The sequence below is a fragment of the Tenacibaculum salmonis genome, from assembly GCF_041053065.1.
Taxonomy (GTDB): Bacteria; Bacteroidota; Bacteroidia; order Flavobacteriales; family Flavobacteriaceae; genus Polaribacter; species Polaribacter pacificus_A.
The window spans coordinates 2,389,087-2,408,995 of record NZ_JBFCVV010000001.1 but is presented as its reverse complement, the minus strand read 5'-3'; the positions used below and the strand labels follow the sequence as shown (position 1 = coordinate 2,408,995).

General features: G+C 30.3%; 21 protein-coding genes. 6 read left to right on the top strand and 15 right to left on the bottom strand.

Translation table 11 applies throughout. The annotated features are described in order from the left end of the window. Positions 1 to 252: 252 nt before the first annotated feature. Genes AB0T67_RS10635 through AB0T67_RS10600 form a run of 8 tightly spaced genes read right to left on the bottom strand, consistent with a single transcriptional unit; the run spans position 253 to position 5,043 of the window. A complete protein-coding gene (locus tag AB0T67_RS10635; RefSeq protein ID WP_271230568.1) occupies positions 253 to 525 on the bottom strand; it encodes a hypothetical protein in 273 nt (90 codons plus the stop codon). A 1-nt stretch (position 526) separates the two neighbouring features. Beyond that, positions 527 to 802, bottom strand: coding sequence for an ATP-dependent Clp protease adaptor ClpS (locus AB0T67_RS10630; protein ID WP_369220281.1), 276 nt, complete (start codon positions 800 to 802; stop codon positions 527 to 529). Beyond that, positions 803 to 1,642, bottom strand: coding sequence for a 50S ribosomal protein L11 methyltransferase (prmA, locus tag AB0T67_RS10625; RefSeq protein ID WP_369220280.1), 840 nt, complete (start codon positions 1,640 to 1,642; stop codon positions 803 to 805). It abuts the gene before it with no gap. A 9-nt stretch (positions 1,643 to 1,651) separates the two neighbouring features. Further along, positions 1,652 to 2,410: a triose-phosphate isomerase gene (gene tpiA, locus AB0T67_RS10620; protein ID WP_271230571.1), complete on the bottom strand. Its 759-nt coding sequence runs from the start codon at positions 2,408 to 2,410 to the stop codon at positions 1,652 to 1,654. Positions 2,411 to 2,435: 25 nt separating this feature from the next. Beyond that, the gene (locus tag AB0T67_RS10615; RefSeq protein WP_271230572.1) at positions 2,436 to 2,927 is read right to left on the bottom strand and encodes a TlpA family protein disulfide reductase; all 492 of its coding nucleotides are present in this window, start codon (positions 2,925 to 2,927) and stop codon (positions 2,436 to 2,438) included. A gap of 48 nt (positions 2,928 to 2,975) precedes the next feature. Then, complete coding sequence (locus AB0T67_RS10610) at positions 2,976 to 3,470, bottom strand: TlpA family protein disulfide reductase (protein ID WP_271230573.1); 495 nt, start codon at positions 3,468 to 3,470, stop codon at positions 2,976 to 2,978. Between the two features lie 15 nt (positions 3,471 to 3,485). Beyond that, positions 3,486 to 3,965, bottom strand: coding sequence for a TlpA family protein disulfide reductase (locus AB0T67_RS10605; protein ID WP_369220279.1), 480 nt, complete (start codon positions 3,963 to 3,965; stop codon positions 3,486 to 3,488). A 1-nt stretch (position 3,966) separates the two neighbouring features. Beyond that, complete coding sequence (locus tag AB0T67_RS10600) at positions 3,967 to 5,043, bottom strand: ABC transporter permease (RefSeq protein WP_369220278.1); 1,077 nt, start codon at positions 5,041 to 5,043, stop codon at positions 3,967 to 3,969. A gap of 63 nt (positions 5,044 to 5,106) precedes the next feature. Here AB0T67_RS10600 and pyrF point away from each other — a divergent pair, with 63 nt between their 5' ends. Next, positions 5,107 to 5,919, top strand: a complete 813-nt coding sequence (gene pyrF / locus AB0T67_RS10595; protein ID WP_369220277.1) for an orotidine-5'-phosphate decarboxylase — start codon at positions 5,107 to 5,109, stop codon at positions 5,917 to 5,919. A gap of 4 nt (positions 5,920 to 5,923) precedes the next feature. Further along, entirely contained in the window at positions 5,924 to 6,715 is a 792-nt protein-coding gene (locus AB0T67_RS10590) for an ABC transporter substrate-binding protein (protein ID WP_369220276.1), read from the top strand. Here the strand turns inward: AB0T67_RS10590 and AB0T67_RS10585 are convergent. The 6 genes from AB0T67_RS10585 to hutH form a co-directional block, all read right to left on the bottom strand. Then, positions 6,698 to 6,895 carry a hypothetical protein gene (locus AB0T67_RS10585; protein ID WP_369220275.1) on the bottom strand — a complete coding sequence of 66 codons (198 nt, stop codon included), beginning with the start codon at positions 6,893 to 6,895 and terminating at the stop codon, positions 6,698 to 6,700. The genes AB0T67_RS10590 and AB0T67_RS10585 overlap by 18 nt on opposite strands. Before the next feature lie 185 nt (positions 6,896 to 7,080). Then, positions 7,081 to 7,800 (bottom strand): DUF4197 domain-containing protein, encoded by a 720-nt coding sequence (locus AB0T67_RS10580; RefSeq protein ID WP_369220274.1) that lies wholly within the window; start codon positions 7,798 to 7,800, stop codon positions 7,081 to 7,083. A gap of 49 nt (positions 7,801 to 7,849) precedes the next feature. Continuing rightward, positions 7,850 to 8,014 carry a DUF5522 domain-containing protein gene (locus AB0T67_RS10575; RefSeq protein ID WP_271230579.1) on the bottom strand — a complete coding sequence of 55 codons (165 nt, stop codon included), beginning with the start codon at positions 8,012 to 8,014 and terminating at the stop codon, positions 7,850 to 7,852. An 81-nt stretch (positions 8,015 to 8,095) separates the two neighbouring features. Next, on the bottom strand, positions 8,096 to 8,635 hold the full coding sequence (locus AB0T67_RS10570; protein WP_369220273.1) for a DUF4136 domain-containing protein: 540 nt from the start codon (positions 8,633 to 8,635) through the stop codon (positions 8,096 to 8,098). Positions 8,636 to 8,646: 11 nt separating this feature from the next. Then, positions 8,647 to 10,641, bottom strand: coding sequence for a urocanate hydratase (locus AB0T67_RS10565; RefSeq protein ID WP_369220510.1), 1,995 nt, complete (start codon positions 10,639 to 10,641; stop codon positions 8,647 to 8,649). 13 nt (positions 10,642 to 10,654) lie between these two features. After that, the gene (gene hutH, locus AB0T67_RS10560) at positions 10,655 to 12,142 is read right to left on the bottom strand and encodes a histidine ammonia-lyase (RefSeq protein WP_369220272.1); all 1,488 of its coding nucleotides are present in this window, start codon (positions 12,140 to 12,142) and stop codon (positions 10,655 to 10,657) included. 79 nt (positions 12,143 to 12,221) lie between these two features. On the opposite strand from hutH, the gene AB0T67_RS10555 reads away from it, so the two are divergent. From AB0T67_RS10555 to AB0T67_RS10540, 4 genes are all read left to right on the top strand, one after another. Then, entirely contained in the window at positions 12,222 to 13,106 is an 885-nt protein-coding gene (locus AB0T67_RS10555) for a LysR substrate-binding domain-containing protein (protein ID WP_369220271.1), read from the top strand. Between the two features lie 76 nt (positions 13,107 to 13,182). Continuing rightward, positions 13,183 to 13,506, top strand: coding sequence for a hypothetical protein (locus AB0T67_RS10550; RefSeq protein WP_369220270.1), 324 nt, complete (start codon positions 13,183 to 13,185; stop codon positions 13,504 to 13,506). A gap of 70 nt (positions 13,507 to 13,576) precedes the next feature. Next, entirely contained in the window at positions 13,577 to 17,017 is a 3,441-nt protein-coding gene (locus tag AB0T67_RS10545; protein ID WP_369220269.1) for a methylmalonyl-CoA mutase family protein, read from the top strand. Positions 17,018 to 17,211: 194 nt separating this feature from the next. After that, positions 17,212 to 17,634: a hypothetical protein gene (locus AB0T67_RS10540; protein ID WP_369220268.1), complete on the top strand. Its 423-nt coding sequence runs from the start codon at positions 17,212 to 17,214 to the stop codon at positions 17,632 to 17,634. 87 nt (positions 17,635 to 17,721) lie between these two features. Here the strand turns inward: AB0T67_RS10540 and recQ are convergent, their stop codons facing one another. Beyond that, on the bottom strand, positions 17,722 to 19,836 hold the full coding sequence (gene recQ / locus AB0T67_RS10535; protein WP_369220267.1) for a DNA helicase RecQ: 2,115 nt from the start codon (positions 19,834 to 19,836) through the stop codon (positions 17,722 to 17,724). Positions 19,837 to 19,909: the final 73 nt, after the last annotated feature.

The window sequence follows — 19,909 nt, the reverse complement described above, 5'->3', positions numbered from 1 at the left end:
AAACTTAGTATAAAAACTAACTACTACTATTTTTAATACTTTAAAATCTATTAAAACTTCTCTTTTCCGAAGGTTCCTAAAAAGGGAATCTATAGGCATTTATCTTACTCAGAGAAGTAACCGAGGACATTTTAAAGCTTTTATATTTCTTATTTTTATTTTGTAAACTACTTACACTATATAAGACACGCTTATATTTAAAGCGTCACATTAAAACAAAAAAAAACTCAAAAAAAGTTTTTTTTTGAGTTTTTAATATAAATATTTCCTTAAAAATACACGATGAGCTGGTATTGATTTATTATATTTTTCAACTAGTACCTCTAGTATTTCAGGAGGCTTAACACCTATTTCATTTTCATTATTATATTTAGAAACATATAAGTTATAAGTTTCTTTATCTTTCTCAAAAATTAAAAAATGTTCTTCATTTAATACTGTGTAGCAAATTTCATTTCCCGAAAAAGAAGCCGATTTATCATTTATAAAATCAGAAAATTCGTAATACCTAAAAATACTTTCCATATTAAATTATTTCTGCGGATAAACCTAATTGTAACAACTTACTACATCTTGGTTCTAAATCTTTATACTCACCTGTTTTTACGGCGCATTTACCCTTATAATGAACTAACACAGAACATTGCTCTGCTTGCTCTGGTGTATGATTACAAACATCAATCAAACTATCGATTACAAAATCGAAAGAATTTACATCATCATTATGTAAAATAATTTCATGCTGTTTTGTTTCTTCTACCAAAACATCAAGCTCTTCTTGTATTTTCTCTATCGTACTCATTTACACTGTTTTTTGATACTGCAAAGCTACCCAATTATTTCTTTTAATTGTTTTCTTTAATGTTAAACCGTATTTTGAAACTTCCGCATCTATCAGAGGAATATCTTCACTATAGAAACCGCTTAATAATAAAATACCTTTTTTATTCAAGCAACTTGTATATATTTCCATATCGCTCAATAAAATATTACGATTGATATTTGCAATAATAACATCATACTTTTTATCGGTTAATAAAGATGAATCTCCTTCAAAAACCGAAATATGCTTACCCCCATTTCTTTCTACGTTTTCTACTGAATTTTCATAACACCAAGCATCAATATCAATAGCATCAATAGGTTGTGCGCCTTTCATTTCAGCAAAAATTGCTAAAATTCCTGTTCCACAGCCCATGTCTAATGTTTTTTTATTGGTGATATCTAAATCAATTAAATGCTGTACCATCATGTGAGTTGTTTCATGATGACCTGTACCAAAACTCATTTTTGGCTCAATAACAATATCGTACTTTAAATTAGGGTTCTCATGAAATGGCGCTCTTATACTTACTAAATCATCTACTTGAATTTGATTAAAATTCTTTTCCCATTCAGCATTCCAATTTGTTTGTTCAATTTCTTTATGATTAAAAGATATTGAAAACTCTTCAGATTTTAATATAAAAACATCTTCTAAGATATTTTCTTTCCAATCATTTTGCTGAATATATGCTGTAACTCCATTATCATTTTCTACAAAACTTTCAAAACCAATACCACCTAATTCAGCAATTAAAATTTCAGTTGCTGGATCTTTAGGAGTTACTTCAAAATTATATTCTATATAAATATTATCCATTATTTTTGATTATATTGATTTAATAATCGTTACAAAGTCTTCTGCTTTTAAAGCTGCTCCACCAATTAATCCTCCGTCTACATCTGCTTTCGAAAAAATCTCTTCTGCATTTTCAGGCTTTACACTTCCACCGTATAAAATTGAAATATCGTTTGCTATTGTATCACCATATTCTTTTGCTATAGTTGCTCTAACAAAAGCATGCATTTCTTGAGCTTGTTCTGGTGATGCTGTTTCACCAGTTCCAATTGCCCAAACAGGTTCGTATGCTAAAATAATATTAGCAAAATCTTCTTTCTTCAGATGAAATAATCCATTTTTCAATTGACTTTCTACAACTTTAAAATGATTATCAGATTTTCTATCTTCTAATACTTCACCAAAACAAAAAATAATTTCTAAATTATTTTCAAGCGCAGTATCTACTTTTTGAGCAAGAATAACATCTGTTTCACCAAAATATTCTCTACGTTCAGAATGTCCTATTATTACCAAATTTAAACCTAAAGAAGCTAACATATCCGCAGATACTTCTCCTGTAAAAGCACCACTTTTAAATTGATGTATATTTTGAGCTGCTACTTCAATTTTAGATTTTTTAGTTCTTTTAACTGCAGTATTTAAATTTACAAAACTAGGTGCTATAATTACTCTAGTATCTTTACCTACTTTTTTCCCTGTCCCTTTCTTTATTTGCTTGATTAACCGTTTCGTTTCATCAAGGTTTTTATTCATCTTCCAATTACCTGCGACTATCTTTTTTCTCAAAATGACTTTATAATTTATGTTTTTACTACTGTTTTAATGCTGCTGCTAATCTTGGGTCAAATGGTTCTGTTACATTTGCCAAAGAAATAATACCACGTTCATTAACCACCATATATCCTGGTACATCTTTTATACCTAAACTTGTTGCATAGCCTCCTTTAAGTGCTGCAGGTAAATAATAATGATCTCCTTCTATATTAAAGAACCTAACATTTCCTTTTTTCCATTGTTTAATTGATTTATCAATCGATAAAAAAACGAAAACAACGTCAGGGTTTTCAGCCTTTAATTCTTTTATTTTAGGAATTCCAGATACACATTCGGCACACCAAGAAGCACAAATTTCAAACATTATTTTCTTTCCTTTATGTTTTGCAAGGATATCTTTAAACGTTATAGTTTCTTCTGTTTCAGTTAAAAATTTTTCATTTAAAACTTCTTCTGGAAATGCAGCAGGCTTATCTGCGTTACAAGATGCAAATAAAACAAAAACGAATAGGTAAATAATTTTTTTCATGATTTTTTTTTAAAAAATTTCTTAAAATATATTTCAGCTAAAAATACATTATTTTTTAGCTTGTTTAGTTATTAAATTATCAGTTATTTTTGTTTCATTAAAAACAACTATTTTTCCTTGTTCATTAATTACTAAATAACGAGGAATCCAGCTTAAACCTAAAAATTTCCCAAAGCGTCCTTCCCAGCCCGATTGCATAAAATAATGTTGTCCTTTTATATTTAATCTTTGAACTCCTTCTTGCCAAGAATCTAAATCTCTATCTAAAGACAAATATAAAAATACAACTTCAGGATTTTTCTCTTGTAATTTTTTAACATCTGGTAAACTTTTTAAACAATCTGTACACCAAGATGCCCAAACATCAATTACTATTTTTTTGCCTTTATTTTTTGCTAAAATATCTCTAAACTTTACCTCTTCTTTTTTATCTATTGAAGTAAAAACATCTTCTAAGGCTTCTTTTGAAAATTCAGTAGGATTTTCAACTGAACAACTGAATAATAACATTGTTACAAAAACGAATACTATCTTTTTTATCATCTTCTTTACTTTTAATTAATATTTATTGTTTACTTTTTTTGATACACTTGATGCTTTAAAAAGTGAAATTTCTCCTTTTTTATCAACAATCATAAATCTTGGAATTGTTTTTAACTTTAAAAATTTAGCCAATTTTCCTTTTCCTTTTTTAGAAATATAATAATGTTGTCCTTTTACTTTGATGTTTTCAAGTCCTCTTTTCCAATCAAAATAAGAATGATCTACAGATAAAAAAATATATTTAAACGATGGATTTTCTTTCTGAAACTTAATCACATCTTTAAAACTACGCTGACTAAAAGGACAATACGTTGCAAAAACTTGTATCAATTGCTGTTTTCCTTTATTTTTTTGAAAAATTTCTTTTAAGGTGATAGAATCTCTTGTTATAGTTACTAATTTTTCATCTAAAGCTTCGTTTGTAAACCTTTTTGGTTGAAAAACAGCACAACTTTGTAATATCAAAAACACTATAAAACACAAAAAATATTTCATCTTAATTTAATTTAATTCGTGGATCTAACCAACTATAAACAACATCAACCAATATATTTATAGTTATAAATAAGGTTGCAACTACTAATACACTTCCCATTATTACAGGCAAATCGAGTGTGTTTAATGAATTTACAATTTCTTTTCCTAATCCGTTCCAGTTAAAAATATACTCTACAAAAACCGCTCCTGCCAACATCGAAGCAAACCATCCTGAAATTGCTGTTACCACAGGATTTAAAGAGTTTTTTAACGCATGTTTTTTAATTACCTGATACATTGTTAATCCTTTTGCTTTTGCCGTTCTTATATAATCTTGATTTAAGGTTTCTAATAACGAATTACGCATTAACTGAATTACTACTGCTAACGGACGAACTCCTAATACTATTGCAGGTAATATTAAATTTTTCCACTGAATATGCATTCCTTCGCCAAAATCATCTACTTCATATAAACTACCTGTCATTTCTAAACCAGTATATTCATGCAGTATAAATCCGAAAAACCAAGCCGCCAAAATTGCCGAAAAGAAAGAAGGAACACTCATTCCTAAAGTACTAAGCACCGCTATAATTCTATCGAAAAAAGTATCTTTATATAATGCTGATAAAATCCCTAAAAAAATCCCTAGAAATAAAGCGATTATAATAGAAAAAACAGCTAAAACAGCAGTATTTGGTAGCGTTTCTGATATTACTTCGGATACATTTTTTCCGTTCTTCTGAAATGATTGTCGTAAATAAGGGTATTTAATTACCAAATTTACAGAATTTATCGTTATTATTTTTTGATATTTATATTTACCATCTGCTAAAAAGGTATAATCATCCACTTTATTACTGTGTAACGACAGCGGAGAAACATCATTTAAATAATATAAATATTGCGTAAATATCGGTTTATCAAAACCATACTTTTTTCTGATATTTTGAAGCTGTTCAGTATCCTCTCGCTGATCTAACATCATCCTTGCAGGATCGCCAGGTAACACATTAAATAAAAAGAAAATTACCGTAACTACGCCAAATAGTGTTAAAAATCCGTAGAAAAATTTATTGATTACATATTGAAACATATCTAACAAAGATAATAGAAAGTCTTAAAAAAGTGTACTTTTGCTTAACTTTTACAACAACACATGACTACACAAGAATTAGTTAAGCAAATTAACAAAAAGAAATCGTTTTTATGCATCGGTTTAGATGTCGATTTAACTAAAATCCCAACACATTTACTAAAAGAGGAAGACCCAATTTTCGCCTTTAACAAAGCTATTATTGATGCAACACATCATTTATGCGTTGCTTATAAACCGAATACAGCTTTTTATGAAGCTTACGGAATAAAAGGTTGGAAATCTTTGGAAAAAACAATCAAATACATCAACGAAAAACATCCTGAAATTTTTACTATTGCAGATGCTAAACGTGGTGATATTGGTAATACCTCAACAATGTACGCCAAAGCTTTTTTTGAAGATTTAGCCTTTGATTCGGTTACTGTTGCGCCTTATATGGGTAAAGATTCTGTTGAACCTTTTTTAGCTTTTGAAGATAAACATACCATTATGTTAGCTTTAACATCTAACCAAGGTGCTTTTGATTTTCAAACAAAAATAATAGATGGTAAAGAGGTTTATAAACAAGTTTTAGAAACGTCTAAATCTTGGAAAAACTCAGAAAACTTAATGTACGTAGTAGGCGCTACCAAAGCGGAGTACTTTACAGAAATACGTAAAATTGTTCCTGATAGTTTTTTATTAGTTCCAGGAGTTGGTGCTCAGGGTGGTAATTTACAAGATGTTTGTAAATACGGAATGAATAAAAATATTGGTTTACTTATTAATTCATCTCGTGGAATTATTTATGCTTCTAATAAAGAAGATTTTGCAAGCAAAGCTGCTCTAAAAGCGAAAGATTTACAAATACAAATGCAAGATATTTTAAACTAAAAATATGCAATTCAAAGACCAATTAAATACTGTTTTTGAATTAAATAGTACTCCAAAAAGAATTATTTCTCTAGTTCCAAGTCAAACAGAATTATTAGTTGACTTAGGACTTGAGAGATTTCTTGTTGGTGTAACTAAATTTTGTGTACATCCAAATTATTTAAGAAAAAACAAAACAATTGTTGGTGGTACAAAAACCATTCATATTGATAAAATAAAAGCCTTAAATCCTGATATTATTCTTTGTAATAAAGAAGAAAACACTAAAGAAATTGTCGAAGCATGTAAAGAAATTGCACCAACTCATGTTTCTGAAATTTTTACTTTTGATGATTCTAAAAACCTTATAAAGGAATATGGAGAATTTTTTTCATGTAAAACAGTTGCAAATACAATAACAAAATCATTAGATGAAAAGCTGAATGATTTTAAGCGGTTTATTAAAAATTCAAGCCAGAAAAAAGTTGCTTATTTTATTTGGAAAGATCCTTGGATGGTTGCAGCAAACAATACTTTTATTAACCATCTTTTAGAATTAAATAATTTTAAAAATATTTATAGTAACAAAGAACGATATCCTGAAATTGATTTAAAAAATATAATTAAAGATGGAAATCCTGATGTAATTTTACTTTCTTCGGAACCTTATCCTTTTAAAGAAAAACACATTATCGAAATAAAAAAACACTGTAATAATGCCAACATAATATTGGTTGATGGCGAACTATTTTCATGGCATGGTAGCCGATTATTAAAATCTTTTAATTACTTTAAAGAACTACATAGCTGTATTTGATAAATCTTCATCTAAATAACGCACTCTATTTAATTTTTCTAACACTCTCATTGCTTTAAAAGCTGAACGATCACTCTTACATTCATCTTCATATTTATAATTATTAGCACGTTCTATTAATTTATGATATCTTTTCTCTAGATATTGCCTGTACTCTTGTAATTGATTGACTTTTGTCATAGCTATTTAATTAGGTGAGCTATAAATATACGTAATTATTTAATTATCAGATCTATATACCAAAAAAATCATAGATAAATTTTAACAAAACTAATATTATATCAAAAAATATAATTATACAAAAAAACACCTCATCGATTTTAAAAACCAATGAGATGTTATTATATTTTAATTCAATAAATTTATTAGTACTTATCTTGCAAAGCAAATACCTTACGTAATAAATCGGTATTACGTAAACCTGATTTTTCACGAATTCCTTTTTCTTCAACAGCAATCATTTTAAAAACACCATTTAAAGCCTGACCAGTTACGTAGTCTGTTAAATCCGGATTTACTCTTTTTACAAAAGGAATACTATTATACTTACTTATTAAATTAGACCAAACTTTATCTGCTCCAACCTTTGAAAATGATTTTTTAATTACTGGATTAAACTGACTATATAATGCTGTATTTGTTTTTCCTTTTAAATAAGAAGTAGCAGCATTTTGCTCTCCTAATAAAATAGTTTTTGCATCGTTAAAAGACATTCCTTTTACGGCATTTACAAAAATTGGTGTTGCAGTTTTAACGGCATCTTCAGCTGTTCTGTTAATCGCTTTTAAACCTTCATCAGCTAACTTACTTAAACCTATTTTACGTAAACCTTTATCTACCGCTTTTAATTCTTCTGGTAATGCGATTTTAACTAATTCATTTCTGTAAAAACCATCTTTAGCTGTTAATTTAGCTACTTGATTTTTAATTCCATTATCTAATGCTTGGCGCAAACCATTTCCTATTTGTTGTTGCGATAAAACACCAGTTGTCGTTCCTTGTGGTAATTGATTTACTACTTTTTGTAATTCTGCACATCCTGTCAATAAAACGATACATGCTACTGCTGCTATAATTTTTTTCATCTTTGCTTGGTTTATATCTTTTAGATACATTTTGTTAATAATTGTCACACTATTTAAAGCTATCTGTCTTTTTATCATATCCAAACGGACAATGTTTACAGCCACTTTTACAGCAATAACCTCTTCTTAAATGATAAGTTTCTTTAAAAACTCGATACCCTTGTTCATTTTCGTAATACTCCTCAGGGGTTGCTTTTAAAATTGTATTTCTCATTGTACAAATATCATAAAAAAGATGCGTTAATTAGAATGTTTTATTTTCTTATTAACGCATCGTTTTATAAATATATTTATTTTATTGTTTTTTTCCGCTTTCTGGCGGATACTTTGCTATTATTTCTTTTACAAATTCTTTAATTCTAGCTTCTTTTCTTTCAACACTACTGATACTTAATGCACCAGTTCCAACACCTTGCCAAACTAATTCTTTCTTTTCGGCATCTAATAAATCGATAAATAATGTTCCCTCAGTATATTGAGATATATTTACTCTATTCATGTTCATACCATAATAATATGGATAATAAAATCCGCCATACATATTATCATTTAGATTAGTTCGTTCTCTCGATTTCGTAAACAAACTTACCAAAACATCTGGCGAAGTTGATTTTGTCATACCTTTTGCTATTAATTCTTGTTCAATAGCACGCAATATGCGTTTTTTATCTAAATCAGAAATAGTAGCTTTATCAATTCCTTTTTTATAGAAAGCAAATGTTTTGTATTTATTAAAATCTACTTTAGTATCGTAATCTGTTACAACTCTAACAGAACTACACGAAGTAATTATTAAAGCCATAATTGGCAAAAAAAGTAATTTAGCTATTTTCATTTTCTTTGGATTTATAAGTTTTCGAATAACGCATCATCAACCAAATTAGGAACTGTAACTTGTAATTTTTTTTCTGATTTCATTGCTCTTTTAATAGCAAACACAGCTTCCTTATTTCTTGCCCAACTTCTTCTTGCTATTCCGTTATTTACATCCCAAAAAAGCATTGATTTTAAGCGTCTTGATGCATCTTTAGAACCATCAAGAAGCATGCCAAATCCACCATTAATAACTTCTCCCCAACCAACGCCACCGCCGTTATGAATAGAAACCCAAGTTGCACCTCTAAAACTGTCGCCAATTACATTTTGTATCGCCATATCAGCCGTGTAACGAGAGCCGTCGTAAATATTAGAAGTTTCACGATATGGAGAATCTGTACCCGAAACATCATGATGATCACGTCCTAACACAACATTTCCTATTTTACCTTTTTTAATAGCTTTATTAAACGCTTCGGCAATTTTTGTACGTCCTTCGGCATCGGCATATAAAATACGTGCTTGCGAACCAACTACTAATTTATTTTTTTGTGCTCCTTTAATCCACTGAATATTATCAGCCATTTGCTGTTGAATTTCCTTTGGAGAATTCTTTTTTATTTCTTCTAAAACTTCACAAGCAATTTTATCTGTTTTCGCTAAATCTTTTGGATTACCCGAAGCGCAAACCCATCGAAAAGGGCCAAAACCATAATCAAAACACATTGGCCCCATAATATCCTGTACATAACTTGGATATTTAAATTCTCTTCCAATAGTTGGTTTATCTGACATCACATCAGCCCCTGCTCTACTTGCTTCTAATAAAAAAGCATTTCCGTAGTCAAAGAAATACGTTCCTTTTTCGGTGTGTTTATTTATCGATTTTGCATGACGACGCAATGTTTCTTTTACTTTTTCTTTGAATAATTCAGGCTCATTTGCCATCATTTCATTTGCATCGGCAAAAGAAATATCCGCTGGATAATAACCACCCGCCCAAGGATTATGTAACGATGTTTGATCTGAACCTAAATCTACATGAATATTTTCTTCATCAAATTTCTCCCAAACATCAACAATATTTCCTAAATAAGCAATTGAAACTGTTTCTTCATTTTCTTTTGCTGATTTTACTCTTGTCACTAAATCATTTAAATCGATTATTTTTTCATCAATCCAACCTTGCGATAAACGTATTTCTGTAATCTTCGGATTTACCTCAGCACACACCGTTATACAACCTGCAATACTTCCTGCCTTTGGTTGCGCACCGCTCATTCCGCCTAAACCAGCTGTTAAAAACAAGTTTCCTTTAGGCGATTTTTTAATTTTACGAAAAGCATTTAACACCGTAATTGTAGTTCCGTGTACAATTCCTTGCGGGCCGATATACATATAACTTCCTGCAGTCATTTGCCCATATTGTGTAACTCCTAAGGCATTAAATTTTTCTAAATCATCGGGTTTTGAATAATTCGGAATCATCATTCCGTTAGTAACCACGACTCTTGGCGCATCTTTATGTGAAGGAAATAATCCCATCGGATGACCAGAATACATGGTTAATGTTTGCTTATCTGTCATTTCAGACAAATATTTCATAGTTAATAAATATTGAGCCCAATTAGAAAACACACCGCCATTTCCTCCATAAGTAATTAATTCATGCGGATGCTGTGCCACGGCATAATCTAAATTATTCTGAATCATTAACATGATTGCTTTTGCCTGTGTACATTTTCCAGGATATTCTTTAATATCTCTGGCATACATTTTATAAGTCGGACGAAAACGATACATGTAAATTCGACCATACTCTTTTAATTCCTTAGCAAATTCAGGCAATAAAACTGCGTGATGTTTTGCATCAAAATAACGCAAGGCATTTCTTAACGCTAATTTTTTTTCTTCGGATGTTAAAATATCTTTACGTTTCGGCGCCCTATTTATTGACGAATCATAAACTGGAATTTTAGGTAATTCATTAGGAATACCTTGCTTAATTTGTTTTTTAAATGATATCATATATATATTTTTAACGAACTGTAAATTCTCTATTTTTAACCATGTTTATCAATGTGTTAATATCATCTTTAAGCACACGATCTTCTTCTAACTTAGCAACTTTATTTCTAATAATTTTAAAATTTTCTTCTAGTATTAATGAAAATGTATTTGGTCTTCTAAAATCCATTGCTTGTGCTGCGTACATCAACTCGATGGCTAATATTTTATCAATATTTCCTAATATCTGATTGAATTTTCTTCCTGAAATACTTCCCATTGACACATGATCTTCTTGTCCTAATGAGGTTGGCACACTATCTGCCGAAGGCGGAAAACACAACGATTTATTTTCAGTAACCAAAGCAGCAGTAGTATATTGTGGAATCATAAAACCAGAATTTAACCCACCTGCCGATGTTAATAATCTTGGTAAACCGTGCTTTCCTTCTAACAATAAATAACAACGTCTATCGGCAATATTTCCTAATTCAGAAGCTGCAATTGATGTATAATCTAAAGCCATTGCTAAAGGTTGTCCGTGAAAATTACCTCCAGAAATTGCTTCTGTTTCGCTTAACACAATAGGATTATCGGTTACCGAATTCATTTCTACCTCTGCCAATTCTTTTAAATGTGCATACGCATTTCTCGACGCTCCGTGTACCTGTGGCATACAACGAATCGAATACGGATCTTGTACTCTTGGAAAACTAGTATCAGCTGCATTTTTAGAATTTTTCAACAACATTCTCATACGTTTTGCTACTTTTAAATTTCCTTTAAACGGACGAATTAAATGTAATTCTTCTTTAAATGGTGATACATTTCCTGAATATCCTTCTAAAGTCATTGCTCCTGTAATATCGGCTAAATCTAGCACATATTTCATTTTATCTAATCCTAAAATAGCGTGTGCTAAAATAAATTGTGTTCCGTTAATTAAACCTAAACCTTCTTTTGCTTTTAAAGTTAAAGGCTTTAATTTATGTTTTTTTAACACTTTTTTTGCTGAAACAATTTCTTCGGATTTCCAAAATTCTCCTTCGCCTAATAAAGGTAAAAAAAGATGTGACAAGGGCGCTAAATCTCCAGAAGCACCTACCGAACCTTGCTCAGGAACAACAGGCAATAAATCGTTTTCAATAAAATAGATAATACGTTCAATTAATTCTAAACGAACTCCTGAAAAACCTTGACAAAGTGCATGAACTTTACAAATCATCATCATTTTTGATAATTTCTTATCAATAGGATTTCCAACACCAACGGCATGGGTTATCAATAAATTCTCTTGTAATTTACTAGTTTCTTTTGGTGAAATTTGCACATCGCATAAAGGACCAAAACCTGTATTGATTCCGTAAACAGCAGCATCAGAATTTGCCATTACTTCAACCATCCTTCTACATTCATTTATTTTGATTACCGCATCATTTGTAACTACAGCTTTTAAAGTTCCTTTTGAAATTTCAATTACTTTATTTACCGTTAATGTATCTATTCCGTACTTAAACATCGACTTCTATTTTATTTTAAACAAAGTTATTTCTATTTTTGATACCTAATAAGACTTTAAAAGTCATCAATTGATACTTATGAGTAATCAAATAGAGTTACGCCATATTCGTTATTTTTTAGCTGTTGCCGAAGATTTACACTTTAGAAAAGCAGCAGAACGCTTGTTTATTTCGCAACCAGGATTAAGCCGACAAATAAAGCAAATGGAAGCCAATTTAGAGGTGCAATTATTTATTCGTCATAACAGAAAAGTAGCATTAACGGAAGCAGGAAGTTACTTAAAAATTGCATTTACTCAAAATTTAAAAAACTTAACGCACATTTTTGAACATGCAAAATTGCTACAAGAAGGTAAAAACGGGCATTTGAATTTTGGCTATGTCGGTTCTGCAATGCAAGAAATTATTCCTAATTTATTAATTGAATTTAAAAAAGAACATCCAAATGTGCAATTTGGATTAAAGGAAATGGATAATCAAAAACAAATTGATAGCCTACTTTCAAAAGATATTGATATTGGTTTTGTCAGATTAGATCGAGTACCCAGAGGACTTGCCATAAAACCTATTTTAAAAGAACCATTTTGTTTAGTTTTACCGAAAAATCATCCTGTAAATAATGATAATTTTAAAGGATTATCAGCATTAAAAAATGAATCATTTATTCTTTTTGATCCTTCTTACAGCCCTTCTTATCATGAAAAAGTGATGCAAATTTTTGATGATGCAAAATTCACACCTATAATATCACACAATACAATTCATGCAGCTTCAATTTATAAACTGGTGGAAAATAATTTTGGACTGTCTATTGTTCCAAAATCGCTTCAATACGGTTATGATATGGGCGTACAATTTATTGAACTAACCAATATTCTGCAACGCACTACTTTATCTGTTGTTTGGGATAAAAATAATAGCAATCCTATTTTAAAATCGCTACTATCTAAAACAATTTCTTAACAGCTAACTTACAAAAACAACATATTTACTAAAATATAAATGAGTATTTTTACCCGTAAATCCCCTATAAATTTCTATGATTTTTGTTTCAAAATTTCTCATTCCTAAAGGATTTGTTGGTTTAACCTTATATCCTTTTATCTTCCTAAAAAGAAAGGAATTAAAAGAAAATTATGTTTTAATAAATCATGAGAAAATTCATTTAAAGCAACAATTAGAATTATTAGTTATATTCTTTTATGTTTTTTATGGAGTTGAATGGTTTATAAAATGTTTTAAATATAAAAATGGATATTTAGCCTACAAAAACATAAGTTTTGAAAGAGAATCTTATAGTAACGAAGAAAACTTAACATATATTAAATCACGCAAATTTTGGAGTTTCATTAATTATTTATAATTGATAAAGGATTACCATATCTTTTAAGAAATTCGTAAATTGCTTGACCAATTTTATTTAAAATTTACGAATGGAACAAATAACACCATATAAACCAGTACATAAAGTACGAATTGTAACTGCGGCTTCATTATTTGATGGACACGATGCTGCCATAAATATTATGCGTCGAATTATTCAATCTACTGGGGTTGAAGTAATTCATTTGGGGCATGACAGAAGTGTTGAAGAAGTTGTAAACTGTGCAATTCAAGAAGATGCCAATGCTATTGCAATGACTTCTTATCAAGGTGGGCATATCGAGTATTTTAAATATATGTTCGATTTATTGAAAGAAAAAGGTGCTGGTCATATCAAAATATTTGGTGGTGGTGGCGGTGTAATTCTTCCTGAGGAGATTAAAGAATTAATGGATTATGGAATTACACGTATTTATGCTCCTGATGATGGGCGTGAATTAGGTTTGCAAGGAATGATTAACGATTTAGTGAAAACTGCTGATTTTGCCATTGGCGATGTTTTAAACGGAGAAATAAATAATTTATCAAAAAAAGAAATCGGAAGTATTGCTAGAATTATTTCTTCTGCAGAAAATTTTCCTGAAGTAGCAAAAGAAACGTTACGCACAATTCATGAAAAAAATAAAAATTCGAAAACACCTGTTTTAGGAATTACAGGAACTGGTGGTTCTGGAAAATCATCTTTAGTTGATGAATTAGTCCGCAGATTTTTAATTGATTTCCCTGAAAAAACTATCGGAATTATTTCTGTTGATCCTTCAAAAAGAAAAACTGGAGGTGCTTTATTAGGCGACCGTATTCGTATGAATGCCATCAATAACGACCGTGTTTATATGCGTTCGTTAGCAACTCGTCAATCAAATTTGGCATTATCAAAATATGTAAATGAAGCTATCGAGGTTTTAAAAACCGCAGAGTTTGATTTAATTATTTTAGAAACTTCTGGAATTGGACAATCTGATACCGAAATTATAGAACATTCTGATACCTCATTATATGTAATGACTCCAGAATTTGGGGCTGCAACACAATTAGAAAAAATCGATATGCTTGATTTTGCTGATTTAGTCGCTATCAATAAATTTGACAAACGTGGGGCTTTAGATGCCATTCGTGATGTCAAAAAACAATACATGCGAAACAATAATCTTTGGGATATTCACATGGATGATATGCCTGTTTTTGGAACAATTGCTTCTCAATTTAACGATCCTGGAATGAATACGTTGTACAAACGTATTATGGATAAAATCGTTGAAAAAACAGGCGTTGATTTAAAATCAGAAATGGAAATCACTAAAGAAATGTCTGAAAAAATCTTTGTAATTCCACCAAGAAGAGTTCGTTATTTATCTGAAATATCAGAAAGTAATAGAGCTTACGATAAAAAAGTAGATAGCCAAGTTATTGTTGCTCAAAAATTATATGGTATTCATCAAACCATTTTATCTATTCTTCCGAAGGAAATAAAAGAAGGTTTTCTATCTAAAAATGGATTAGAACAAGATGATATTTTAAATGAAACACCAAAAGATGAAATTGATTTTGCTAAATTATTAATAGCACAATTTGATAAAGTAAAACTAAATCTTGATCCACATAATTGGGAAGTAATTTTAAATTGGAAAACCAAAGTTCAAAAATATAAAGACCCTGTTTATAGCTTTAAAGTAAGAGATAAAGTTATTAATATTGATACACACAGCGAATCTTTATCACATACACAAATTCCGAAAGTAGCCTTACCCAAATACCAAGCTTGGGGCGATTTATTACGTTGGAATTTACAAGAAAATGTTCCTGGAGAGTTTCCATATACCGCAGGATTATATCCTTTTAAAAGAACGGGTGAAGATCCAACAAGGATGTTTGCTGGTGAAGGAGGCCCTGAACGTACCAACAGACGTTTTCATTATGTAAGTTTAGGAATGCCCGCAAAACGTTTATCAACTGCTTTTGATTCGGTTACTTTATACGGAAATGACCCTGGAGAAAGACCTGATATTTACGGAAAAATAGGAAATGCTGGGGTTTCAATTTGTTGTTTAGACGATGCTAAAAAATTATTTTCTGGTTTCGAATTAACACACGCTTTAACTTCTGTAAGTTTAACAATTAATGGTCCTGCGCCAATGTTGTTAGGTTTTTTCATGAATGCAGCAATCGATCAGAATTGTGAAAAATACATCAAAGAAAATAATTTAGAAGATTTAGTTGAAGCTAAATTCGATGAAATTTATGATTCAAAAGGTTTAGAAAGACCAACTTATCAAGGAGATTTACCACAAGGAAATGATGGTTTAGGATTGATGTTGCTCGGTTTAACTGGTGATATGATTTTACCTTCGGATGTATATGCTGAAATCAAAAAAACTACTTTAGCACAAGTTCGTGGTACGGTTCAAGCGGATATTTTAAAAGAAGACCAAGCGCAAAATACCTGTATCTTTTCAACAGAATTTGCCTTGCGTTTAATGGGCGATGTGCAAGAATATTTTATCAAAGAACAGGTACGTAATTTTTATTCGGTTTCAATTTCTGGATATCATATTGCTGAAGCTGGTGCAAATCCGATTACACAGCTTGCCTTAACACTATCTAACGGATTCACTTATGTGGAATATTATTTATCTCGTGGAATGGATATTAATAAATTTGGCCCTAATTTATCGTTCTTTTTCTCTAATGGAATTGACCCAGAATATTCGGTAATTGGTCGTGTTGCTCGTAAAATTTGGGCAAAAGCCATGAAACATAAATACGGAGCAAACTCAAGGGCTCAAATGTTAAAATATCATATTCAAACTTCTGGACGCTCTTTACATGCTCAGGAAATTGATTTTAATGATATTCGTACAACTTTACAAGCTTTATATGCGATTAACGATAATTGTAATTCGCTACACACAAATGCTTATGACGAAGCAATTACAACACCTACGGAAGAATCTGTACGTAGAGCAATGGCAATTCAATTAATCATCAATAAAGAATTAGGCTTAACTAAAAATGAAAACCCGATTCAAGGTGCTTTTATTATTGAAGAATTAACCGATTTAGTGGAAGAAGCTGTATTAACGGAATTTGATAGAATTACCGAACGTGGCGGTGTTTTAGGTGCTATGGAAACCATGTATCAGCGTTCTAAAATACAAGAAGAAAGCTTGTATTATGAAACGTTAAAACATACGGGAGAATTTCCAATTATTGGTGTAAATACTTTTTTAAGTTCGAAAGGCTCGCCAACGGTACAACCTGCGGAAGTGATTCGTGCTACGGAAACCGAAAAGAAATTCCAAATTCAAACCAAAGAGTTAGTAAACAAAGCCAATCAAGAAAAAGTTCAAGAGCAATTAGCAATTCTTCAAGAAGCAGCGGTTCAAAATGAAAACTTATTCGATAAATTAATGGAGGCGACTAAATTCTGTTCTTTAGGACAAATTACCGAAGCTTTATTTAAAGTTGGTGGTCAGTATAGAAGAAATATGTAAGCTGATATTTAATAATAAATATTATTGAAATTAACACATTACACCTCACAAGTTTTAAAAACCTGTGAGGTGTTATTTTTAACCACTATTTCTTACAGATAAAAATAAATCAATAAAAAACAAAAGCATGATAAAAGTCATTAATTAAGATGAGTAACTAGCGTAAATTAGCTGTAACAAATAAAAGATTAATTATGATATTAAACGCAACAGAAGGACAGTTAGAAATTACAATGGATAAACCAACTTTTAACAAGTTTTCTTTTAAAGATGCTGGATTAAAAGAAGATTCATATACAGTTGAAGGTGGTAATTTACGTTTAAAAATAGAGTTGGGATATATTCAAGATTATCGTTTTTATAAAATGCCTATTATTGAGTTAGAATACGAAAACAACATTAAAGAAAGCGGATGGATTGTAGAATTTAATGGTGAAAATATTTTAGAAGCAAAAGACCACTCTGGTTCTAAAACTGTTTTATTATTAAACCGTAATAAAATGAGTAAATTAGTTCATCGTCATGAAAACACTTTAATTATTCATGGTGATTTTTCTGAAGAAGTAAAAATTAAAAATTCTAGTACACTTAACATATTAGAAGAAATAGGACATTAATATAATAGTATTGTTATACTATAAAGTGGGGAGGGGTAAAAAGCTCAGATAATTAATTTATCTGAGCTTTTTTAAAATATTATAATCCTAACCATTTTTTTGCAAGATAGTTAACCCAACTCTTATTTCTCCATACGGAACTTTTTCTCCTAAAAACTCGAAATAAGGTTTTAACGTTGGTTCATTTTTTAAAACTTTTTTAGCATTTGCTATTAATTTTAAGGTATCTACAGAGATAAATTTATTTAGATTAATATCTTTTCCTTCCAAATATAATTTTGATAAATGAGAAAATATTGTTGGCGTTTTTAAATTTCGTTTCTCCGCTATTTCATCAATTGAAAATCCTTCTTTATATAATTTATACGTTTCTAAAGTCGTATCTTTTCTACCTTGTTTTTTATGTTTGATAAATTTTTTAATTTCTTCCATAAACTCACCTCCATAAACTTCTAACTTTCGATTTCCTACACCACTAATGGCTAAAAATGCCGAATCTGTTTGCGGACGTTCATTTTCTAAGGCTCGTAATGTAGCGTCACTAAAAACCAAATAAGCAGGAATATCTTCTTCTTTTGCAATACGAGTACGTAATTTTCGTAAAGCCTCAAATAAACTACCTGTCGGCGTTTTTGTTGTTGATTTTTTCTTTTTTACACCTGCTACTTTTACTTCTTTTTTGAATTCAACAGGAGTTGTTAATTGAACTTTTTCACCATCAAAAAGAACTTTTTTAGAAAAATCAGTTAATTGCAAAGTATTATTTAAATGAAAAGCTATTTGACAATATCCTTGATTTATCAACTGAATAATATAATGTTGCCAATGTTGCCAAGAAATATCGTTTCCGATACCATAGGTTTTTAAACTTTGATAATTTTTATCTAAAACATTCGCATTTTTCGCACCTCGAAGCACATCAATAACAGTTCCCATTCCTTCTTTTTCTCGCAATCTGTAAACAGCCGAAAGGGCTTTTTGAGCGATAATAGTTCCATCAAAAAACTGAACTGGATTTTTACAAACATCACAGTTTCCACAATTTTTTTCGATTAACTCTCCAAAATAACTCAGTAAAATTTTTCGTCGGCAAACGGTTGCTTCAGAAAATTGTTTCATACGGTCTAACTTTGCGTTTTCTAATTCTTGATTATTTCCATTTTCAATAAATTGACGCAACTGAATTACATCCGCATAACTATGAAAAAGCAACGCTTGAGCAGGTAATCCATCTCTTCCTCCACGCCCTATTTCTTGATAATATCCTTCAATATTTTTGGGCATATTATAATGAATTACCCAACGCACATTTGATTTATCGATTCCCATTCCAAACGCCACTGTTGCACAAATAATTTGCACATCATCTTTAATAAAATCTTCTTGATTTTTGGCTCGTTCTTCAAAATTTAAACCTGCATGATACGCTTTTACATTGATATTATTTTGCTTTAATTTACTCGCTAATTGCTCAGTCGATTTTCTGCTTAAACAATAAATAATCCCCGAATCGTTGGGTTTTTGCTTAATAAATTTAATAATCTGTTGCACTCTATCATTTGCAGGTCGCACCTCTAAACTGATATTTTCTCGATTAAAAGAACTCACATATTTAGTTGCATTTGGTACAGCTAATTGTGCTAAAATATCTTCTTGAGTCGCTTTATCAGCAGTAGCAGTTAAAGCGATAATTGGTACATCCGGTAAGGTTCTTTTCAGAAAAGATAATTGTTTATAAGAAGGTCTAAAATCATGTCCCCAAGAAGAAATACAATGTGCTTCATCAATAGCAACACAACTAATATATTGCTGATTTAACAAATTTTGAAGCAATGCTAAACTCTCAGGAGCAACGTATAAAAGCTTCACTTTTTTATTGATAACCGCATCAAAAACGACTTCTTGCTCTTCCGAAGATTGACTACTATTATAATACGTTGCAGGTATTCCGTTGGCTTTTAAACTATCAACCTGATCTTTCATCAGCGCAATTAATGGCGATATTACCAAAGTAATTCCTTCAAAAAATAATGCAGGCAACTGAAAACAAATAGATTTCCCTCCTCCTGTTGGCATTATTACTAAGGTATCTTTTTTAGCTAAAACATTTTCAATAATTGCTTTTTGCTGTAACCGAAAACTGTCGTATCCAAAATTAGTTTTTAATTTTACTAATAAATCTTTTTCTGTTAGCTGTATCATTTTACAAAAATAGTCAAATATTATATTTAGTTACCTACACTTAAAATTAATAAATATTGATAAGTTATATTTT